This window comes from Pseudomonas sp. SIMBA_041, from assembly GCF_046535095.1.
GTDB classification, from domain to species: Bacteria; Pseudomonadota; Gammaproteobacteria; order Pseudomonadales; family Pseudomonadaceae; genus Aquipseudomonas; species Aquipseudomonas mucoides.
In genome coordinates, this window is sequence record NZ_JAWRXJ010000011.1 from 207249 (window position 1) to 222746 (window position 15498).

At 58.3% G+C, this 15498-nt stretch carries 18 protein-coding genes; 7 read left to right on the forward strand and 11 right to left on the reverse strand.

Features of this window, described 5'->3' with window-relative positions:
- Position 1 precedes the first annotated feature (1 nt).
- The 3 genes from SB725_RS24990 to rfaH are packed head-to-tail and all read right to left on the reverse strand — an operon-like array spanning position 2 to position 2283.
- Complete coding sequence (locus tag SB725_RS24990) at positions 2 to 535, reverse strand: polysaccharide biosynthesis/export family protein (RefSeq protein WP_027924665.1); 534 nt, start codon at positions 533 to 535, stop codon at positions 2 to 4.
- Positions 536 to 547: 12 nt separating this feature from the next.
- The gene (locus SB725_RS24995; protein WP_410922723.1) at positions 548 to 1708 is read right to left on the reverse strand and encodes an outer membrane beta-barrel protein; all 1161 of its coding nucleotides are present in this window, start codon (positions 1706 to 1708) and stop codon (positions 548 to 550) included.
- Positions 1709 to 1746: 38 nt separating this feature from the next.
- Entirely contained in the window at positions 1747 to 2283 is a 537-nt protein-coding gene (gene rfaH, locus SB725_RS25000) for a transcription/translation regulatory transformer protein RfaH (RefSeq protein WP_027924663.1), read from the reverse strand.
- A 604-nt stretch (positions 2284 to 2887) separates the two neighbouring features.
- Between rfaH and SB725_RS25005 the strand changes: the two genes are divergently transcribed.
- Positions 2888 to 3865, forward strand: a complete 978-nt coding sequence (locus SB725_RS25005) for an NAD-dependent epimerase (RefSeq protein WP_410922724.1) — start codon at positions 2888 to 2890, stop codon at positions 3863 to 3865.
- A 2-nt stretch (positions 3866 to 3867) separates the two neighbouring features.
- Here the strand turns inward: SB725_RS25005 and SB725_RS25010 are convergent, their stop codons facing one another.
- Both SB725_RS25010 and SB725_RS25015 read right to left on the reverse strand, forming a co-directional pair.
- On the reverse strand, positions 3868 to 4767 hold the full coding sequence (locus tag SB725_RS25010) for a bestrophin family protein (RefSeq protein WP_027924661.1): 900 nt from the start codon (positions 4765 to 4767) through the stop codon (positions 3868 to 3870).
- A gap of 113 nt (positions 4768 to 4880) precedes the next feature.
- Positions 4881 to 5669, reverse strand: coding sequence for an alpha/beta hydrolase (locus SB725_RS25015; protein ID WP_410922725.1), 789 nt, complete (start codon positions 5667 to 5669; stop codon positions 4881 to 4883).
- Positions 5670 to 5767: 98 nt separating this feature from the next.
- Between SB725_RS25015 and SB725_RS25020 the strand changes: the two genes are divergently transcribed.
- Positions 5768 to 6712 (forward strand): aldo/keto reductase, encoded by a 945-nt coding sequence (locus tag SB725_RS25020; RefSeq protein WP_081743977.1) that lies wholly within the window; start codon positions 5768 to 5770, stop codon positions 6710 to 6712.
- Here the strand turns inward: SB725_RS25020 and SB725_RS25025 are convergent.
- Positions 6709 to 7380: a glutathione S-transferase family protein gene (locus SB725_RS25025; RefSeq protein ID WP_027924658.1), complete on the reverse strand. Its 672-nt coding sequence runs from the start codon at positions 7378 to 7380 to the stop codon at positions 6709 to 6711. The genes SB725_RS25020 and SB725_RS25025 overlap by 4 nt on opposite strands.
- Positions 7381 to 7509: 129 nt before the next feature.
- On the opposite strand from SB725_RS25025, the gene SB725_RS25030 reads away from it, so the two are divergent.
- Entirely contained in the window at positions 7510 to 7881 is a 372-nt protein-coding gene (locus SB725_RS25030) for a nuclear transport factor 2 family protein (protein ID WP_410922726.1), read from the forward strand.
- Positions 7882 to 7925: 44 nt separating this feature from the next.
- On the opposite strand, the gene SB725_RS25035 is transcribed toward SB725_RS25030, so the two are convergent.
- On the reverse strand, positions 7926 to 9317 hold the full coding sequence (locus SB725_RS25035; RefSeq protein WP_410922727.1) for an aldehyde dehydrogenase family protein: 1392 nt from the start codon (positions 9315 to 9317) through the stop codon (positions 7926 to 7928).
- Positions 9318 to 9417: 100 nt separating this feature from the next.
- On the opposite strand from SB725_RS25035, the gene ptrR reads away from it, so the two are divergent.
- The gene (gene ptrR / locus SB725_RS25040; protein ID WP_027924655.1) at positions 9418 to 10296 is read left to right on the forward strand and encodes a putrescine utilization regulator PtrR; all 879 of its coding nucleotides are present in this window, start codon (positions 9418 to 9420) and stop codon (positions 10294 to 10296) included.
- A gap of 53 nt (positions 10297 to 10349) precedes the next feature.
- On the opposite strand, the gene msrA is transcribed toward ptrR, so the two are convergent.
- Complete coding sequence (gene msrA, locus SB725_RS25045) at positions 10350 to 10859, reverse strand: peptide-methionine (S)-S-oxide reductase MsrA (protein WP_027924654.1); 510 nt, start codon at positions 10857 to 10859, stop codon at positions 10350 to 10352.
- A gap of 163 nt (positions 10860 to 11022) precedes the next feature.
- Entirely contained in the window at positions 11023 to 11346 is a 324-nt protein-coding gene (locus SB725_RS25050; protein ID WP_410922728.1) for a hypothetical protein, read from the reverse strand.
- A gap of 191 nt (positions 11347 to 11537) precedes the next feature.
- Here SB725_RS25050 and SB725_RS25055 point away from each other — a divergent pair, with 191 nt between their 5' ends.
- The gene (locus tag SB725_RS25055) at positions 11538 to 11927 is read left to right on the forward strand and encodes a c-type cytochrome (protein WP_410922729.1); all 390 of its coding nucleotides are present in this window, start codon (positions 11538 to 11540) and stop codon (positions 11925 to 11927) included.
- Between the two features lie 12 nt (positions 11928 to 11939).
- Here SB725_RS25055 and SB725_RS25060 read toward each other — a convergent pair whose 3' ends face one another.
- Positions 11940 to 12614: a class I SAM-dependent methyltransferase gene (locus SB725_RS25060; RefSeq protein ID WP_059182719.1), complete on the reverse strand. Its 675-nt coding sequence runs from the start codon at positions 12612 to 12614 to the stop codon at positions 11940 to 11942.
- Between the two features lie 146 nt (positions 12615 to 12760).
- On the opposite strand from SB725_RS25060, the gene SB725_RS25065 reads away from it, so the two are divergent.
- Positions 12761 to 13582, forward strand: a complete 822-nt coding sequence (locus tag SB725_RS25065; protein WP_410922730.1) for an SDR family oxidoreductase — start codon at positions 12761 to 12763, stop codon at positions 13580 to 13582.
- Positions 13583 to 13605: 23 nt separating this feature from the next.
- Here SB725_RS25065 and SB725_RS25070 read toward each other — a convergent pair whose 3' ends face one another.
- Entirely contained in the window at positions 13606 to 14319 is a 714-nt protein-coding gene (locus SB725_RS25070; protein WP_059182720.1) for a class I SAM-dependent methyltransferase, read from the reverse strand.
- Between the two features lie 292 nt (positions 14320 to 14611).
- On the opposite strand from SB725_RS25070, the gene SB725_RS25075 reads away from it, so the two are divergent.
- Positions 14612 to 15418 (forward strand): lytic transglycosylase domain-containing protein, encoded by an 807-nt coding sequence (locus tag SB725_RS25075; protein ID WP_027924648.1) that lies wholly within the window; start codon positions 14612 to 14614, stop codon positions 15416 to 15418.
- The last annotated feature ends 80 nt before the right edge of the window (positions 15419 to 15498 follow it).

The following is a 15498-nucleotide window of genomic DNA, read 5'->3' on the forward strand; positions in this document are numbered from 1 at the left end:
ATTAGAAAAAGCCTTGTGCAATGGAAATGGTGTCGCCGGGGGCAATTGTGGTGCTGCGCGTCACTTCATCGGTGAGGGTCTGGCCGCTGTCGCCGCGCACGATCGTCACGCGTTTGATCGAGGCGCGCTCGGTGAGGCCACCGCCCAAGGCAATGGCTTTCTCAAGCGTCAGGCCGGGCACGAAGGGGTAACTGCCGGGTTTGGTGACCTCGCCGTTGATGTAGAACGAGCGGTATTCGATCTGGCTCAGGCTGACTTTCGGATCGTTCAGATAGCCCTGTTTTAGCCCGTCGACGATGATCTTTTCGACCTGGTTGGGGGTGAGGCCCTTGGCGGAAATTTCACCGAGGAACGGGTAGGAAAACGTTCCGGCGTCGTTGAGGCGAACCCTTTTAATGCTCAGTTCCGGCTCGCCGAACACGGTGATGCGCAACACGTCGCCCGCCGCCAGTTTGTACTGGGTGCCGGAGTCCGCTGCGTACGTAGTGGGGGCAAATGCCAATGCGAACAACAAGCCAAGAGTGTGTGAGTTCATCGCAAAACCCTCCTAAAGGCTTACGTTGAAGCTGATCGAAACAACGTTGCGGGTGTAGCTTTCATCTTCGGCGTCCGAATTGTTATCCCGGTAGCGATAGCCGAGTTCGATATCCAGCCATCGGCGCATGGCGTATCTCAGGGCCAGGTTGTAATCCTGAAGATTGTCCGTGCGGCTTTCGCCTTCGTAGACATATCGGCCATAACCGGCCTGGGCCACGGTGGTGATGCGTTCGGTCCAGCCGTGGCGCCAACCGACCTGAGTGAAGGTTGATTTGACAGCGTCAGCACCATCGTCGCCCTCGGCAAGGGCCTGGCGGGCGACAAAGGTAAAGGTCGAGTAAGTACGTGGTTTGTATTGCAGATCCACTTGCCAGGTGGGGTTGTCGAGGTCTTTGGATTGGTTGCTGTCGAAATTCTTTTTCTCGTAACCAATGCGCACTTTGCCCGAGGTGCGGGCGGTGAAGTCCCATGTGGCTCCGCCCAGGATGGCGTCGGATTTACTGCTGCGCGGGCTGTTGGATTGCAGATAATCGAAGTTCGTGTGGTCGTATTCCAGCAAGCCACGGGTGTTACTGCCAATGCGGTGATACCAGGTGGTGGTCACACCGGCGGTATTACGTTCTTTGTCGTCGTTGACGCCATCGGCATTGGTATAGCGAAGTTCTGCATAGTTGGCGCCGACATCAATCTGGTTATCAGCGCTCTTGGCGCCGTAGGTGTACAGTCCACCCACACGTTTGTTGTTGAGTTTGTCGTTTTCGCCTATGACCGCCGTCGATTCCGTACGCTCCCATTTGCGGTACTCGGCCTCAAGTTTCAGACGGTGTCGGTCGGTGAACTCCATGATGCTGTCGGCCCGCACCCGCTGTGCCGTGTACGAGGCATCGGACTCATCGTGGTATATGTTCTGAGTCGGCTGCCAGATAAGGCGCGTGGCGCTGTTGCGGTCTTCAGCCTTCAGTTCGAAGGAGGGCGCCAACCGAGTGATCATGGAAGATTGCGTGTTGTTTTCCAATTCGCGAAAGTTATCGTCGTAACTTTCTGAGAGCAGGAAAGTTGGAGTGAAGTTGAAGCCGTAAACATCAATGTTTTGTGGGTTGATACTCCATGCCATCCCTGGATAAAGAGAGACCATGAGCAGTGCAATAGGGCAGCGTGACTTCAAGGCCATTTTTCGTAGCTCCTGACGAAAGCATATAAGGCAAACAATTAGTTATTAAGTTGTATGGGCGTGCTCTGGAGTCCGAGATCACTGCGTGGAACGCAAATAGTTTGATCGCGATTAAGGAACTGCAGCAGGATCATCACACGTTCAGCCCCCTGCGAGGACACGAAGATGCCTTCCAGTGTCGACAGTGGCCCTCGAATGATTTGCAAGTGTTCGCCGGGTTTCAGGTCATGGTCGACGTGCGCATCCGCCGATTCAAAACAGCGCGCGCGCAGATGCTCGATGACGTGCTCTGCCACTGTCGCAGGACCATGATTGAATTCGACAATACGACTGACGCCGCGGGTGGAACGTAAGGGCGCCCAATTGTCGTTACGGCTGAGGTGGATAAACAGATACCCGGGGAACAGCGATTCCAGCACCCTGTGGCGTTTTCCGCGTATCACGCGCTCGGTCACCAGTTGGGGGTGGAAGATCACATAGTTTTGTTGCAGAAGGTTCAGGTGGGCACGTTCATCCTGACGTGGTTTACATTGCAACAGGTACCAATTAGACCGCTCGGAGCTTAATGCTGGCATGCTGGTAAACTCTGTGAATTGAGAAGTTTAGGCAGGCAGTGGCTCTATTGAGGCCTAGGAAGTGTTAATCGAGCAGATATGTTTTTTTATAGAGTTGCGCAGTTGTGTATCAATAATGAATCACAAAACGCATCACGAAAGGGCACAAGCCAATGACGTGACGCTATACCGTGCAACATATCAGGCATAAGCCTGAGTCAACTTCGCTTTGGGCAAAGCTACCGCACGGTCCGCACAAGGGACCCACATAAAAACTAATTCGGTAGGAGACTAAGGATCAGAGGCTAAACAGACAGTCCGCACTCGCACAACTGTTCCAATAGACCGGTGTAGTTATCGACCACTCTAAGCGAGCTGTCAAACGTTCCTCGTCAAAAAGCACGCCTTTTATCCAATAGTGAATTTGCTTCTACTCAAGCGGCTGTTTTCAGGAGGAATTTTTATTTCGTCGGACAAATTAAACTTTTGATGTGATTGATAGTCAGGCCGTTGAGAATAATCCCCAATCATGGGGGTTGTTAAGTAGTAAGCTTCGAATCTGGACCCCATGCAATAGCAACGCTATAACTAAGCCCTTCTTGTGTTAACAGGGGAGCAAGGCACTATGACCGTTCTTGTGACTGGCGCTGCGGGATTCATCGGGTTTCACACGGTCAAACGGTTATGCCTGCAAGGCCTTGAAGTGATAGGTGTCGACAACCTCAATGACTATTACAGCGTCGAACTCAAACAGGCCCGGCTCAAACAACTGAGCATGTTGCAGGGCTTCCGTTTTCAGAAAATGGACATTATCGACAAGCCTGCGTTGATGGCGTTGTGCAACGAACATCACTTCACCGAAGTGGTGCACTTGGCGGCGCAAGCGGGGGTTCGTTACTCGCTGGATAACCCGGACGCCTATGCGCAATCCAACCTGGTGGGTTTCCTGAATGTGCTGGAAGCCTGTCGACACTATCCGCCCGCGCACCTGATCTACGCGTCGAGCAGTTCGGTGTACGGTGCCAATAACAAGCTGCCGTTCAGTGTGGATGATCCGGTGGATCATCCGGTTTCGCTGTACGCCGCGAGCAAGCGCGCCAATGAACTGCTCGCCGACAGCTACTGCCATCTGTACGGCCTGAAGGCCAGCGGCCTGCGTTTTTTTACCGTCTACGGGCCTTGGGGGCGCCCGGACATGGCGCTGTTCAAGTTCACCGAAGCGATCCTCAAGGGCCAGCCGATCGAGGTGTTCAACCATGGTCAGATGGCGCGCGATTTCACCTATGTCGACGACATCGTCGAAGGTATCGCCCGCTTGCGAACAAAGCCGCCAGTGGCGAACCACGAGAGTGGGGGCTTCAACCGTCTCTTCAACATCGGCCGTGGCCATCCGGTCGCGTTGCTGGATTTTATCGAATGCCTGGAGTCGGCATTGGGGGTCAAAGCGCTGCGCAATAACTTGCCGATGCAAGCGGGTGATGTGATCAAGACCTGGGCCGATGTGTCGGCGCTGGCGGACTGGGTCGACTTCCGCCCGCAAGTGACGGTTGAAACCGGTGTGGCGCAGTTTGTCGAGTGGTACCGGGATTTTTATCAGGTGTGAAATCACTTCAACACAAAGTCCACCGGTTCCAGCGCCGGTGGAAGTTGTGTTTCCCCCATCGCGGTGAGGATTTCCCGCTCGATGGTGCGCACGATCGCATCGAGGGGCAGGTCGTTTTCGTCGCGGCCAAACGGGTCCTCCAGTTCGTCGCCAATCGCATCCAGGCCAAAAAAGGTGTAGCTGACAATCGCCGTGAAAATCGGGGTCATCCAGCCCAGGGGTTCGGCCATGGCGAAGGGCAGCAGGAAGCAGAACAGGTAGCTGGTGCGGTGCAATAGCAAGGTGTAGGCAAACGGTAGCGGCGTGTGTTTGATCCGTTCGCAGGCAGCCTGTGCCTGGGTCAGGTGTGCCAGGTGATTGGCCATGATCGTGTAGCGCCATTCGTTGATCACCCCCGACTCGCTGAGTGCCGAACACTGCTGACCGACCTGCAGCAATATGCGCCCGCTGAAGTCCGGCGCGTTGTCCTTGGGGATCGGGTCGAGCCAGCGGCCACTCGCTGCCAGTTCGTTTTCCTGGCGCAGTTTGGCGTTGAGCGCGTGGGCGAACCCGCACAAGTGACTCAGCAGGGTGTTGCGCGTGTCGGCGTCCTTGATGATCACGGTTTCTCGAATCATCGAACGAATCGCCACGATCACATCACCCCAGGCTTTGCGGCCTTCATACCAGCGGTCATAACAGGCGTTGTTGCGAAAGCTCATGAAGATCGACAGCGACAAACCGAGCAGCGTGAACGGCGTCGCGCTGACTTTGGAAAAGTAGCTGGGGTGCAAAGTCTCGACGAGCACGATGACCGATGCCAGCAGCGTCACCATCAAACTGCGCAGGGCGATCCGTTTGGCGATGGAGCCCTTGATCGCGCTGAGGATGTTGATGAAGTTCGGTTTGGGTCTGACGATCATGGAGTTCTGCCTTCAGGTGTTTCGCGTCGCGCGCAGGCTAAGAGCTTGCGGGCGGTGAGTCCAATCACTCTGGATGACTGCTTGATCGATACTGTCTATGAAGGTAGTCCATCTCATAATCCGTCGCCCAGCAGCTTCAGGTACTCGGGGCTGTCGGAAATGGAGTTATGGCCGGTGCCCGGTATCACCTTCAACGTCGCCACACCGGGGGCGAAATGGGTGTAGAGCTGCTGCGTGCTGGAACGCGGGATGACCTCGTCGTGGCTGGCGGCGATCAACAGCGTCGGCACCGTGATGTGCGCTGCATATCGCCAGGATTCGAAGCGGTCCTGTAACAGCCACCTCACCGGGAACCAGCGAAACTGTTGTCTGGCCAGGCTTTCGAGGCTGTTGTAGGGCGTGATCAGGATCAACCGCGAGACCGGGCGTTGACTGGCCAGGCGCACGGCGACGCCCGAGCCGAGACTGCGCCCGACCACGACAACCTTCGGATGGCTGCTGTAGACCTTGTCAAACAAGGTCAGCGCATCACGAGCAATCGCTTCCTCCGAGGGCGAGCCGCTGCTGCCGCCGAACCCGCGGTAGTGCATCAAGTACAGCGCCTGCTCGGGGAACGCCTGGGAAAAACCGGACAGACTGCGAGACACATCCTCGGCGTTACCACCGAAGTAGATCAAGGCGTTCGGGCCGTCATGAGGCCTGACCGACACCTGTATTTGCGCATCTTCGACCGTCAGCGTCAGCAGTGATGCGGGTGTGGTGGCCGCGCTGGCTTGCGGGTAGTAGATCAGCGCGCGCTGAAACACGAACAACGCCGCACACAGCGTCAGGTACAACGCAGCAAGGATGACAACGAGAAGCGTCAGGGTTCTGAACATTCGACTAACTTTAGGGGGCGACATTGACGGCTCTGGGATCGAGGTCCGCTAACACGGGATCGGTGCCAGAGTTTAGCTCAACGGTAGCGGGGCACGCCGGGTTGGGCCACACGGGCAATACGATGAGCCACACTGACGGATACACGCGTCGACGATTTCTCACGCTGGCTGCCGGTGTTCCGGCGGTTTTCACCTTCGATCGGGCTTTTGCAACCTCGGCGCCGTCGACGGAAACAGGAGGCAAGACCATGCAGACCCGCGCCATTCCCTCCAGCAACGAGCTATTGCCCATCGTCGGGCTGGGCACGTATCGCGGTTTTGATGTCGAGCCTTCCAGCCTCGCCTACAAACAATTGCCAGAGGTGCTCAGCGTCTTGCTCAAGAAGGGCGGCACCGTCATCGACTGCTCGCCGATGTATGGCCGCGCCGAACAGACCACCGGTGAATTGCTGTCGATCCATGAGCCGCGCTCGCCGGCCTTTCTCGCCACCAAGGTGTGGACCCGTGGCCGCGAGGAAGGTATTGCGCAGATGGAACGGTCCTTCAGCCTGCTGCAAACCGACCGCATCGATCTGATGCAGATCCATAACCTGCTGGACTGGCAAACCCATTTGCCGACGTTGCGCGAATGGAAGGAGCAAGGTCGGATTCACTACATCGGCATCACCCATTACACGCCGACGGCCTATGAGGAAGTGGAGGCGGTGCTCAAGGCTGAGCCCCTGGATTTTTTGCAGATCAACTATGCGCTGGACGATCGCGGTGTCGAGCGACGCATCCTGCCGCTGTGTCGCGAACGCGGGGTGGCGGTGATCTGCAACCGGCCCTTCGGTGGCGGCGGTTTGCTCGAACGCTTGAAGGGCAAGCCACTGCCCGGTTGGGCTGCGCAAGTGGGGGTCACCAGTTGGGCGCAACTGGCGTTGAAGTTCCTGCTGTCCCATTCGGCGGTGACCTGCGTGATTCCCGGCACCGGCAATCCGCGTTACATGGCGGACAATGCCGGCGCCGGTTTCGGGCCAATGCTCACGGGGGCGCAGCGCGAACAATTGATCGACATCGTGCGTTAGGGGCGCGGGTGAAACCGTTGCGGGATGTCTTGCTCGAACGGGTAGAGCGAGAAGTAAGGCCTGGCTTCGTCGATCACCCGCTGCACGGATGGCCGGTTCATCAGCCGCTCGAAATAGGCGTTCAAGTGGCCGTGTTCACCAGGTATCTGCTCTAGCGTACTGGCATAGAAAAGCGCCGGGGCCGCTGAACAATCGGCCAGGCTGAACGCGGCGCTGGCCAGCCAGGCGTTGTTCGCCAACTGGCGGTCGAGCATGCCGTACACGGTCTGTAGCGTGGCGCGCTGTTGGGTCAGATTGCCGTTCGCACCGAGGATGCGATCCAGGACAATCTGTTGCAGTGGCGTCTGAAGGTAGTTGTCGCAGACCCGGTCCCACAGACGGACCTCCAGCGCCGTGTCCCAATGGCCCGGAATCAGCCGGTGTTGCCCGGCAAAATAGTGATCCAGGTATTCAATGATGATCGTCGACTCCGCCACGTCGCACTGGCCGGTGTGATCATGAATGACCGGGAATTTGCCGATCGGCCAGAGCGCCTGCAACTCGGCTTTTTCAGCGGCGTTGCCCAGATCAATGATCCGTTTGTCGAAGTCGACCGCATGCTCATAGAGCGCGATCAGCACTTTGTGGCAGTACGACGAGAGTGGATGGTAATAAAGCGTCAGGGACATCTTCAGCGCCTCCCGGGAAGTGACCTCCAACAGCATAGTCGCCGCGCACGAGGGGTCGAATCGCGGTGCTAGACTTTTTAGGTTGAGCCCTCACCGGCGGTGTGAGGACGATAAAGCTGGAGGTATGTCATGACTGCTCAATCGCTGGACAGGGAGCACATCAGCGTTGTCATTCGTAATTATGTCGAAGGAATGGTATTCGCCGACGAAGTGCTGCTGCGGCACGCGTTTCATCCCGCCTGTCGCATCATCGGTCACTACGAGGGAACGCTGGAATGGTCGTCGCTGGATGAGTTTGTCAGCGCCATCAAGGCCGAGGGGCCGGCGCCCAGAGAGGTCAAGCCGTTTTGGGAAACGCTCAGCGTCGATATCACGGGGGATGCTGCGGCCGTCAAGGTAATGGATGACTATGCCGGTATTTGCTTTACCGATTATTTGTCGTTACTGAAAATCAATGAGCGCTGGATGATCGTCAACAAGCTCTATTTCGTGCATGAATAAAATCGCAGCCTGGGAGCCAACGACGCCCAGGCTGCGTTTTTCGCTTAGCGGCGGTCCAGCCACACGGTCTGGGCATTGCAGAACTCGCGCACGCCGAAGTGCGACAGCTCGCGGCCAAACCCGCTTTTCTTCACGCCGCCGAAGGTCACGCGGGGGTCGGAAGCGCTGTAGCCGTTGATGAACACGCCGCCGGTTTCCAGTTCGCCGGCCATCTGTTGGGCGAGCGCGACATTGGCCGTGAAGACGGTTGCCGCCAGGCCGAACTCGCTGTCATTCGCCAGTTCCAGCGCATGGGCGGCGTCGCGTGCGGTGATGATCGAGGCTACCGGGCCAAACAATTCCTGTTTGAACGAGGTCATCTGGTCGGTGACATTGGCGAACACGGTCGGCTCGTAGAAGTTGCCCGGCCCCTGCGCCTTCTTGCCGCCCATCAACAAAGTCGCACCTTCTTCGAGGGTGTCACGCACTTGTTGATCCAGTTCATCACGCAGATCAAACCGCGCCATCGGGCCGAGGTAAGTGTCAGGGGCCAGTGGATCGCCGACCACCAGTATGCCCGTGGCTTCGACGAATTTACGTGTGAATTCCTCGACAATGCCTTGCTCGACGATCAAGCGCTTGGCCGCCGCGCAGACTTGCCCGGTGTTCTGGTAGCGGCCGATGACGGCGGCTTTGACTGCTTCATCGAGGTCGGCATCGTTGAGCACGATAAACGGATCGGAACCGCCCAGTTCCAGCACGCATTTTTTCAATGCCGCCCCAGCCTGAGCGCCGATGGCCATGCCGGCGCGCACGCTGCCGGTGAGGGTCACAGCGGCGATGCGCGGGTCGGCAATCGCCGTGGAAACGCCGTCCGGCGTGACGTTCAGTACTTCGAAAACCCCTTCAGGGAAATCGGCGTTCTTGAAAGCGTCCAGTAGCAGGTAAGCGCTGCCCATGACGTTGGGAGCGTGTTTGAGCACGTAGGTGTTGCCGGCGATCAACGCTGGAACGGCGCCGCGCAGCACTTGCCAGATCGGGAAGTTCCACGGCATCACCGCGAGAATCGGCCCTAGCGGGCGGTATTCGATGCGCGCCTTGCCGCCTTCAACCAGCGTCGATTCGGCGTTGAGCATGGCCGGGCCGTGTTCGGCGTACCACTCGCAGAGCTGCGCGCACTTTTCGATTTCGCCACGGGCCTGGGAGATGGGCTTGCCCATCTCCAGGGTGATCATGGTGGCCATTGTGTCGGCACTGTTGCGCAGGGCCTGAGCCAGGGCGATCAGCAATTGCGAGCGTTGCTCCACGGCGGTTTTGCGCCAGACACGGAAGCCGCCTGCGGCCCGCGACAGGGCGGCTTGCAGTGCCGAGTCGGACTCAAAAGGGTAGTGGCCGATCTGCTCGCTGGTGGTCGGGTTGATCGAAATGGCGTGGGTAAGGCTGGAAACGCGGGTCATGGCACCGTCCTGCTAGGTGGGAATGCGCTCAGGTTACGGTGGTGTTTGTTTTTCGGAAACTGAATAATGCTGAGCATATCGTTCACGTTTGGAGAATGACTTGGATCTGGTTCAGCTGGAAATCTTCAAGGCCGTTGCCGAGCACGGCAGCATCAGCGTCGCCGCACAGCACATCCACCGCGTGCCTTCTAACTTGACCACGCGGATCAAGCAGTTGGAGCAGGACTTGGGCGTGGACCTGTTTATCCGCGAGAAAAGCCGCCTGCGCCTGTCGCCGGCCGGGTGGAGTTTTCTCGACTATGCCCGGCGCATCCTCGACCTGGTGCAGGAAGCCCGTGCCACTGTGGCAGGGGAAGAACCGCAAGGCTCGTTTCCACTGGGGTCGCTGGAAAGCACGGCGGCGGTGCGCATTCCCGGGCTGCTGGCGGCCTACAACCAGAAACACGCCAAGGTTGAACTGGACCTGTCGACCGGCCCTTCGGGGACGATGATTGATGGGGTGTTGTCGGGGCGGTTGGCTGCCGCGTTTGTCGACGGGCCGGTGCTGCACCCGGCACTGGAAGGCGTGCCGGCGTTCGAGGAAGAGATGGTGCTGATTGCGCCACTCAACCATTCGCCGATCCACCGGGCGCAGGATGTGAATGGGGAAAATATCTACGCCTTCCGCTCCAATTGCTCGTACCGGCACCACTTTGAGAGCTGGTTCAGCAAGGACGCGGCGGTGCCGGGCAAGATCTTCGAAATGGAGTCCTATCACGGCATGCTGGCCTGCGTCAGCGCCGGTGCCGGCCTGGCGTTGATGCCGCGCAGCATGCTGGAAAGCATGCCAGGGTGCACCACGGTGAGTATCTGGCCGTTGTCCGAATCGTTCCGGTATTTGCGCACGTGGCTGGTGTGGCGCCGAGGAACGGTGTCCCAGAGTTTGACCATGTTTGTGCGCTTGCTGGAAGAGCGTGGGGTGGTTCAAGCACAACCTTGAACCCACCCCATAACACTGTGGGAGCGAGCCTGCTCGCGACTCGAGTCATTGCTTCAGAGTGCGCGTTTTGGCAGTTTCCAGTTCGGCCGAATGAAATGGCAGGTGTAGCCATTGGGTACTTTTTCGAGGTAGTCCTGATGCTCCGGCTCGGCCTGCCAGAACGGGCCGGCGGGGGCTATTTCCGTCACGGCCTTGCCAGGCCACAGGCCGGACGCATCGACATCAGCCACGGTGTCCTCGGCGACATCGCGTTGTTCTTCGTTGAGATAGAAGATCGCCGAACGGTAGCTGAGGCCGATGTCGTTGCCCTGACGATTGGCCGTCGAAGGGTCATGAATCTGGAAGAAAAATTCGAGGATCTGGCGATAGCTGATCACCGCCGGATTGAACACAATCTCGATGGCTTCCGCATGGGTGCCATGATTGCGGTACGTGGCGTTGGGCACATCGCCGCCCGAGTAACCGACCCGGGTAGACAGCACGCCGGGCATTCGCCTGATCAAATCCTGCATACCCCAGAAGCAGCCGCCGGCCAGAATGGCGGTTTCGGATTGCGTGGTCATAAAACTCACTCCTCAGTATTTATCGATTGGACCCGATTATTACGCAGTCTCGCGACTATTTTCTGCTTCTTTGCGAATGCATCTGGCGTGAGGCACGTGGAGGAGGGCAATGGCCTGGGCTGCGGGACGAACAACGAAAAAAGACCGGTTTATCCGGGTTTTTTCATGGCTGGCGTTTGGCGGGTGCGCCTTGGCACTTGGTCAGCAGCCGCTCGATCTGGGCCAGTTCCCATGCGCTGAGAAAACTGACCGGGTCAGTGCCAAAACGTTGCCAGCCGTCGAGTTCACCCACGCGGCCATCGGGGCTTTGGCAGCGTTGACAGTGGCGCACATGGACGCCGTCGACGTCGAGGGTCAGGCGCCAGCCTTCGATATCGACCTGAACCTGGCCGGGCCCGGCGTGTTCATCGAGGCGCCGCAAAGGGTGGATGCCCAGGGCGGCCTCGCGCAATGTCTGGTAAACCTCGCGAGCGGTCAGGGGTAGCACAGGTGTCTCCAATAGAATGTTCGTCAAACGCCAATACGCCCGCACAGGATAGAGACTGCGCTTGAAGCTGTCAGTGAATAACCCCTGATGACACCGTGGGTTATGAAGACAGCCATTCTTTGCGTAGACTTTCGCCCCCGCAAGCGGGCGCCCATCTTTCGCGCCTGACGAAACACGACTGGGAAATGAACATGAACAAAGCCGCTGCACTCACGTTTACCTTGTTGCTCACTGCAGGTGTATTCAGCCTTCAGGCACACGCGGCCGGCGATGCTGAAGCGGGTGCGACACTGTTCAAGCGAATTTGCGGGGGCTGCCATCAGGTCGGGGAGTCGGCGCGGGGTTCATTCGGTCCGCAGCTCAATGGCATCTTTGGCCGGCACTCCGGCAGCACCACGGATTACCAATACTCCGACGCGATGAAAGCCGCCGGTATCGTCTGGACCCGCGAGACACTGACCGCGTACCTCGAAGCGCCGAAACAAGTGGTCCCCGGCACCCGGATGATTTTCTGGGGACTCAGCGATCCGGAAAAGATCGAAAACCTGCTGGCCTACCTGCAAACCTTTCAGCCGCAGTGACATTCGCGATTGCTATGACTCCCGCCGCTCCGCCATCAACAACAATGACTGCGGCACAGGACTTTGCGGGTGCTGCGGCTCCTGCAAGGCGACCAGCCGAAAACCAGCCATGTCCAGCGCATTGAGCCAACTGGACAAGGTGCGGAAATACCAGGGCATGGGTTGCCACTGACCCCCGAACCCGGCGAAGGTCTCTTCCCGCCAACCATCCTGATAGTTGCCGGCCGCTACGGTCCACGGATGCAGCGTCTGGATCACCAGCGTGCCGCCAGGAACGAGCAGGGCGTTCATGGCCGTGAGCAGCGGGATGATGTCCTGGTGCAATAGTGCGAAGTTGGCGCAGATCAGATCGAAGTCACTGCCTACGTTGACCTTCGCCTCCACCAATTCTTCATAACTCGCCACCTGTACTGTCGAAGAGCCCGCTGCCCGTGCCGCCTCGATCAGCGTCGCATCACCGTCCACCCCGACCGCCTCTATGCCCCGGTCAGCCAACGCACGCAACAACCAGCCCTCACCACACCCCAGGTCGAGCACGCGCTCAGGCTGCCGGCCCATTACCGCCAACAAGATGGCCTGGTCGGTGACTTGCCGGCGGCTTTCGATAGCGCCGGTGCGGATGGCTTCGATCCAGGATCGGGCATTATGGTGCCAGCTTTGGAGGAGGGTGGATTCGGGAGCGGGCATGTTGATGTCCGGAGTTGTTGGTTGGATGAGAGGATAGAACAGGTGCTTTATGTTCGGGGTGCTAGTGTCTGCTTTTGCGTGTGAACTCGACTTCGGGTTCGTTAACGCTTTGCTCCCATCAAACCAAGGGCGTCTCAGGATCATTTATGGATAATAAACTCACCGCCAAGACTGCGATCATTACAGGGGCAGCCCAAGGAATTGGCGCCGCGATTGCACGACTCTACGTGCAGGAGGGGTGCTTCGTTTACGTCACCGATATAAACGATAAGCTCGGCAGAGCGCTAGCAAACTCACTCGGTGATCGTGCCCGTTATCTGCGCCTGGATGTGCGGCGGGAGGACGATTGGCAGCGAGTGACGGCGCACATTTTGAAAGAGCGCGACAGGCTGGACATCCTGGTGAACAACGCCGGCATTACCGGGTTTGAACAAGGCGCCGTGCGGCACGACCCGGAACATGCGCGACTGGAAGACTGGCTCGCCGTGCATCAGACCAATCTTGACGGTGTATTCCTGGGGTGCAAGTACGCCATTCGCGCCATGCGGAATCCAGGATCGGGCTCGATTATCAACATCTCCTCCCGCTCAGGTTTGGTCGGTATTCCGGGCGCGGCAGCGTACGCATCGTCCAAGGGCGCGGTTCGTAATCACACGAAAACGGTGGCGCTTTACTGCGCTGAGCAAGGCCTCAAGGTTCGGTGCAACTCAATTCATCCGGCGGCGATCCTCACGCCCATGTGGGAGCCGATGTTAGGCACCGACGAGGGGCGTGAAGAACGAATGGCCGCACTGGTCCGGGATACGCCGCTCAGACGGTTTGGCATGCCCGAAGAAGTGGCGGCCGTGGCGCTGTTACTGGCCTCGGATGAAGCGACATACATCACCGGCAGTGAATTCAACATTGACGGCGGCCTGCTGGCAGGTTCGGCTGTTACGCCAACTAAAGGGGATGACGGCGGAGTCTAGCTCCGTGCATGTCAGATCGCCGTTCAGACTGTTTTACACGTTAACCAGGCACCCCAAAACAGGCTGCTGAAAAAACGGGTAGCGTCCCCAAAACCCGCATCATGCAAAAGCTTCTGAACAGCCGCCTCAGAATGTGGAGGGTCAGCGCCTTGAAGAATTTTCCCAAGTTTGACTTTCACTTCATCCGGACTGGCTCCGTGCTGCCGCCAACGTTGCCCCCAGGCTGCCAGGAGTAACGGCTGGCTGGCGTAGGCATAGTGATTGCCGGCGACAATCAGTGGAGCCCCCGGTTTCAGACGAGCCCGAATGGACCGTAAAATTTCTCCCTTGGCATCATCCCCATCGAGATGGTGGAGTACACCGATCAAAGTGGCTGCGTCGTAGGACTCATCTGCGGCCAAGTCTTCAACGTGCCCGAGATGCACGTCCGTTCTTTCAAGCACGTTGTTTACGGCTAACTGCTGTTTCGCGGTTTCCAGCATCGGCTCAGACGGATCAACGGCGGTGAAGCGCCAGACTGGCTCAAGCCTGGCCATCGCGATGATCTCCTGCGCCGTACCGCCAGCGCCAACGACCAGTATTTTTGCCGAGTCCCTCTTTCCAAGGCTTGCCGCGAGCATGCACGCCACCAAGTCCTGACAGGCGTCATAACCTGCCAGTGCGATACGGCTCTGTCGTCCGTACTCATTGGCCCGAGTGTTATCAAACTTTTCAGCGGGGTTAAGTGGTGATTTCAAGGCGGTTCTCCATGTCCTTGGAATCAACTTAGGTCATAAGCGGCGATAATAAAAATTCATTAATTTTATGCATTGCATTCCTGGCAGGAATGCCAAAGCACTCAGCTTTCGTCCAGGCAACAGTTGGGAAGTCGCGTCGTGCGAGCAATCAAGTCTGGGCCTCGCCGTGGAGCGCCGGCAGCCCGTACGTCAATGCAAGTTCCTTGACCGGTTACAAGGGGTATAACTATCAGAACAAAGGCGATCACCAGTACAGGCCTCCAAAGGCTGCGCCCGGGCACGGAGCGATGTGATGAGTTCCAGAGCATGGCGATGGGCTTGCAAGAGCCTTCTTGGCTGCATCGAGCTGGCCTTGCTGGCCGCTCCACTGTGCGCGAGCGCCACGTTCAAGTGCCAAGCCAGTGACGGAGCCATCAGCTACACCAGCCAAGCCAGTTCCAACGCCCGCTGCACTCGCCTGAATGGCACGGCGGGCGCCGGTGTCGGCACTAAGACAATTGACCCGCCCCAGCTTGCGCAGGACGACGATTCAGGCGCGGTGCGGGTTCGGGTGTTCACCTTCAAGCACAAGGGTATTCGTCAATATGTGAGCCGACGTCCCGTCGGCATCTCCGCACGGGTCGATGTCCTTGAGCTCTATGTCATCAAGGGCTGCTATCTGTGCAGGGTGCCGAAGGATTTCAAGGTCGCCTCACTGCGCCTGGACACTGATTCCTATCGGCGGGAGATCGAAGCCGCTGCGGGGCATTACGGTGTCGACAGGGCGCTGGTCCGCGCAGTGATTCATGCCGAATCGGCGTTTCGCCCCAACGCCATTTCCGAGGCTGGCGCCCAAGGGCTGATGCAGTTGATGCCCGCCACCGCCGAGCGCTTCGCCGTGGACAATCCGTTCGACGCACGACAAAACATCCGTGGCGGCGTGCGCTACCTGGCCTGGTTGCTCAAGCGCTTCAACGGAAACCAGGTGCTGGCGTTGGCAGGCTATAACGCTGGCGAAGCGTCCGTGGTCGAGTACAACGGGGTGCCTCCCTACGCCGAGACGCAATCCTACGTCACCCTCGTGCAGTCGTTGACCGAACGCTATCGCAACCATCGCTAGTACGGTAAGCCAGAAACAACAGTGAGATGGCTCGCCAGCCTGTTGCGGGTTTGCAGCGCCTGTATCCCCTAAATCCGGGC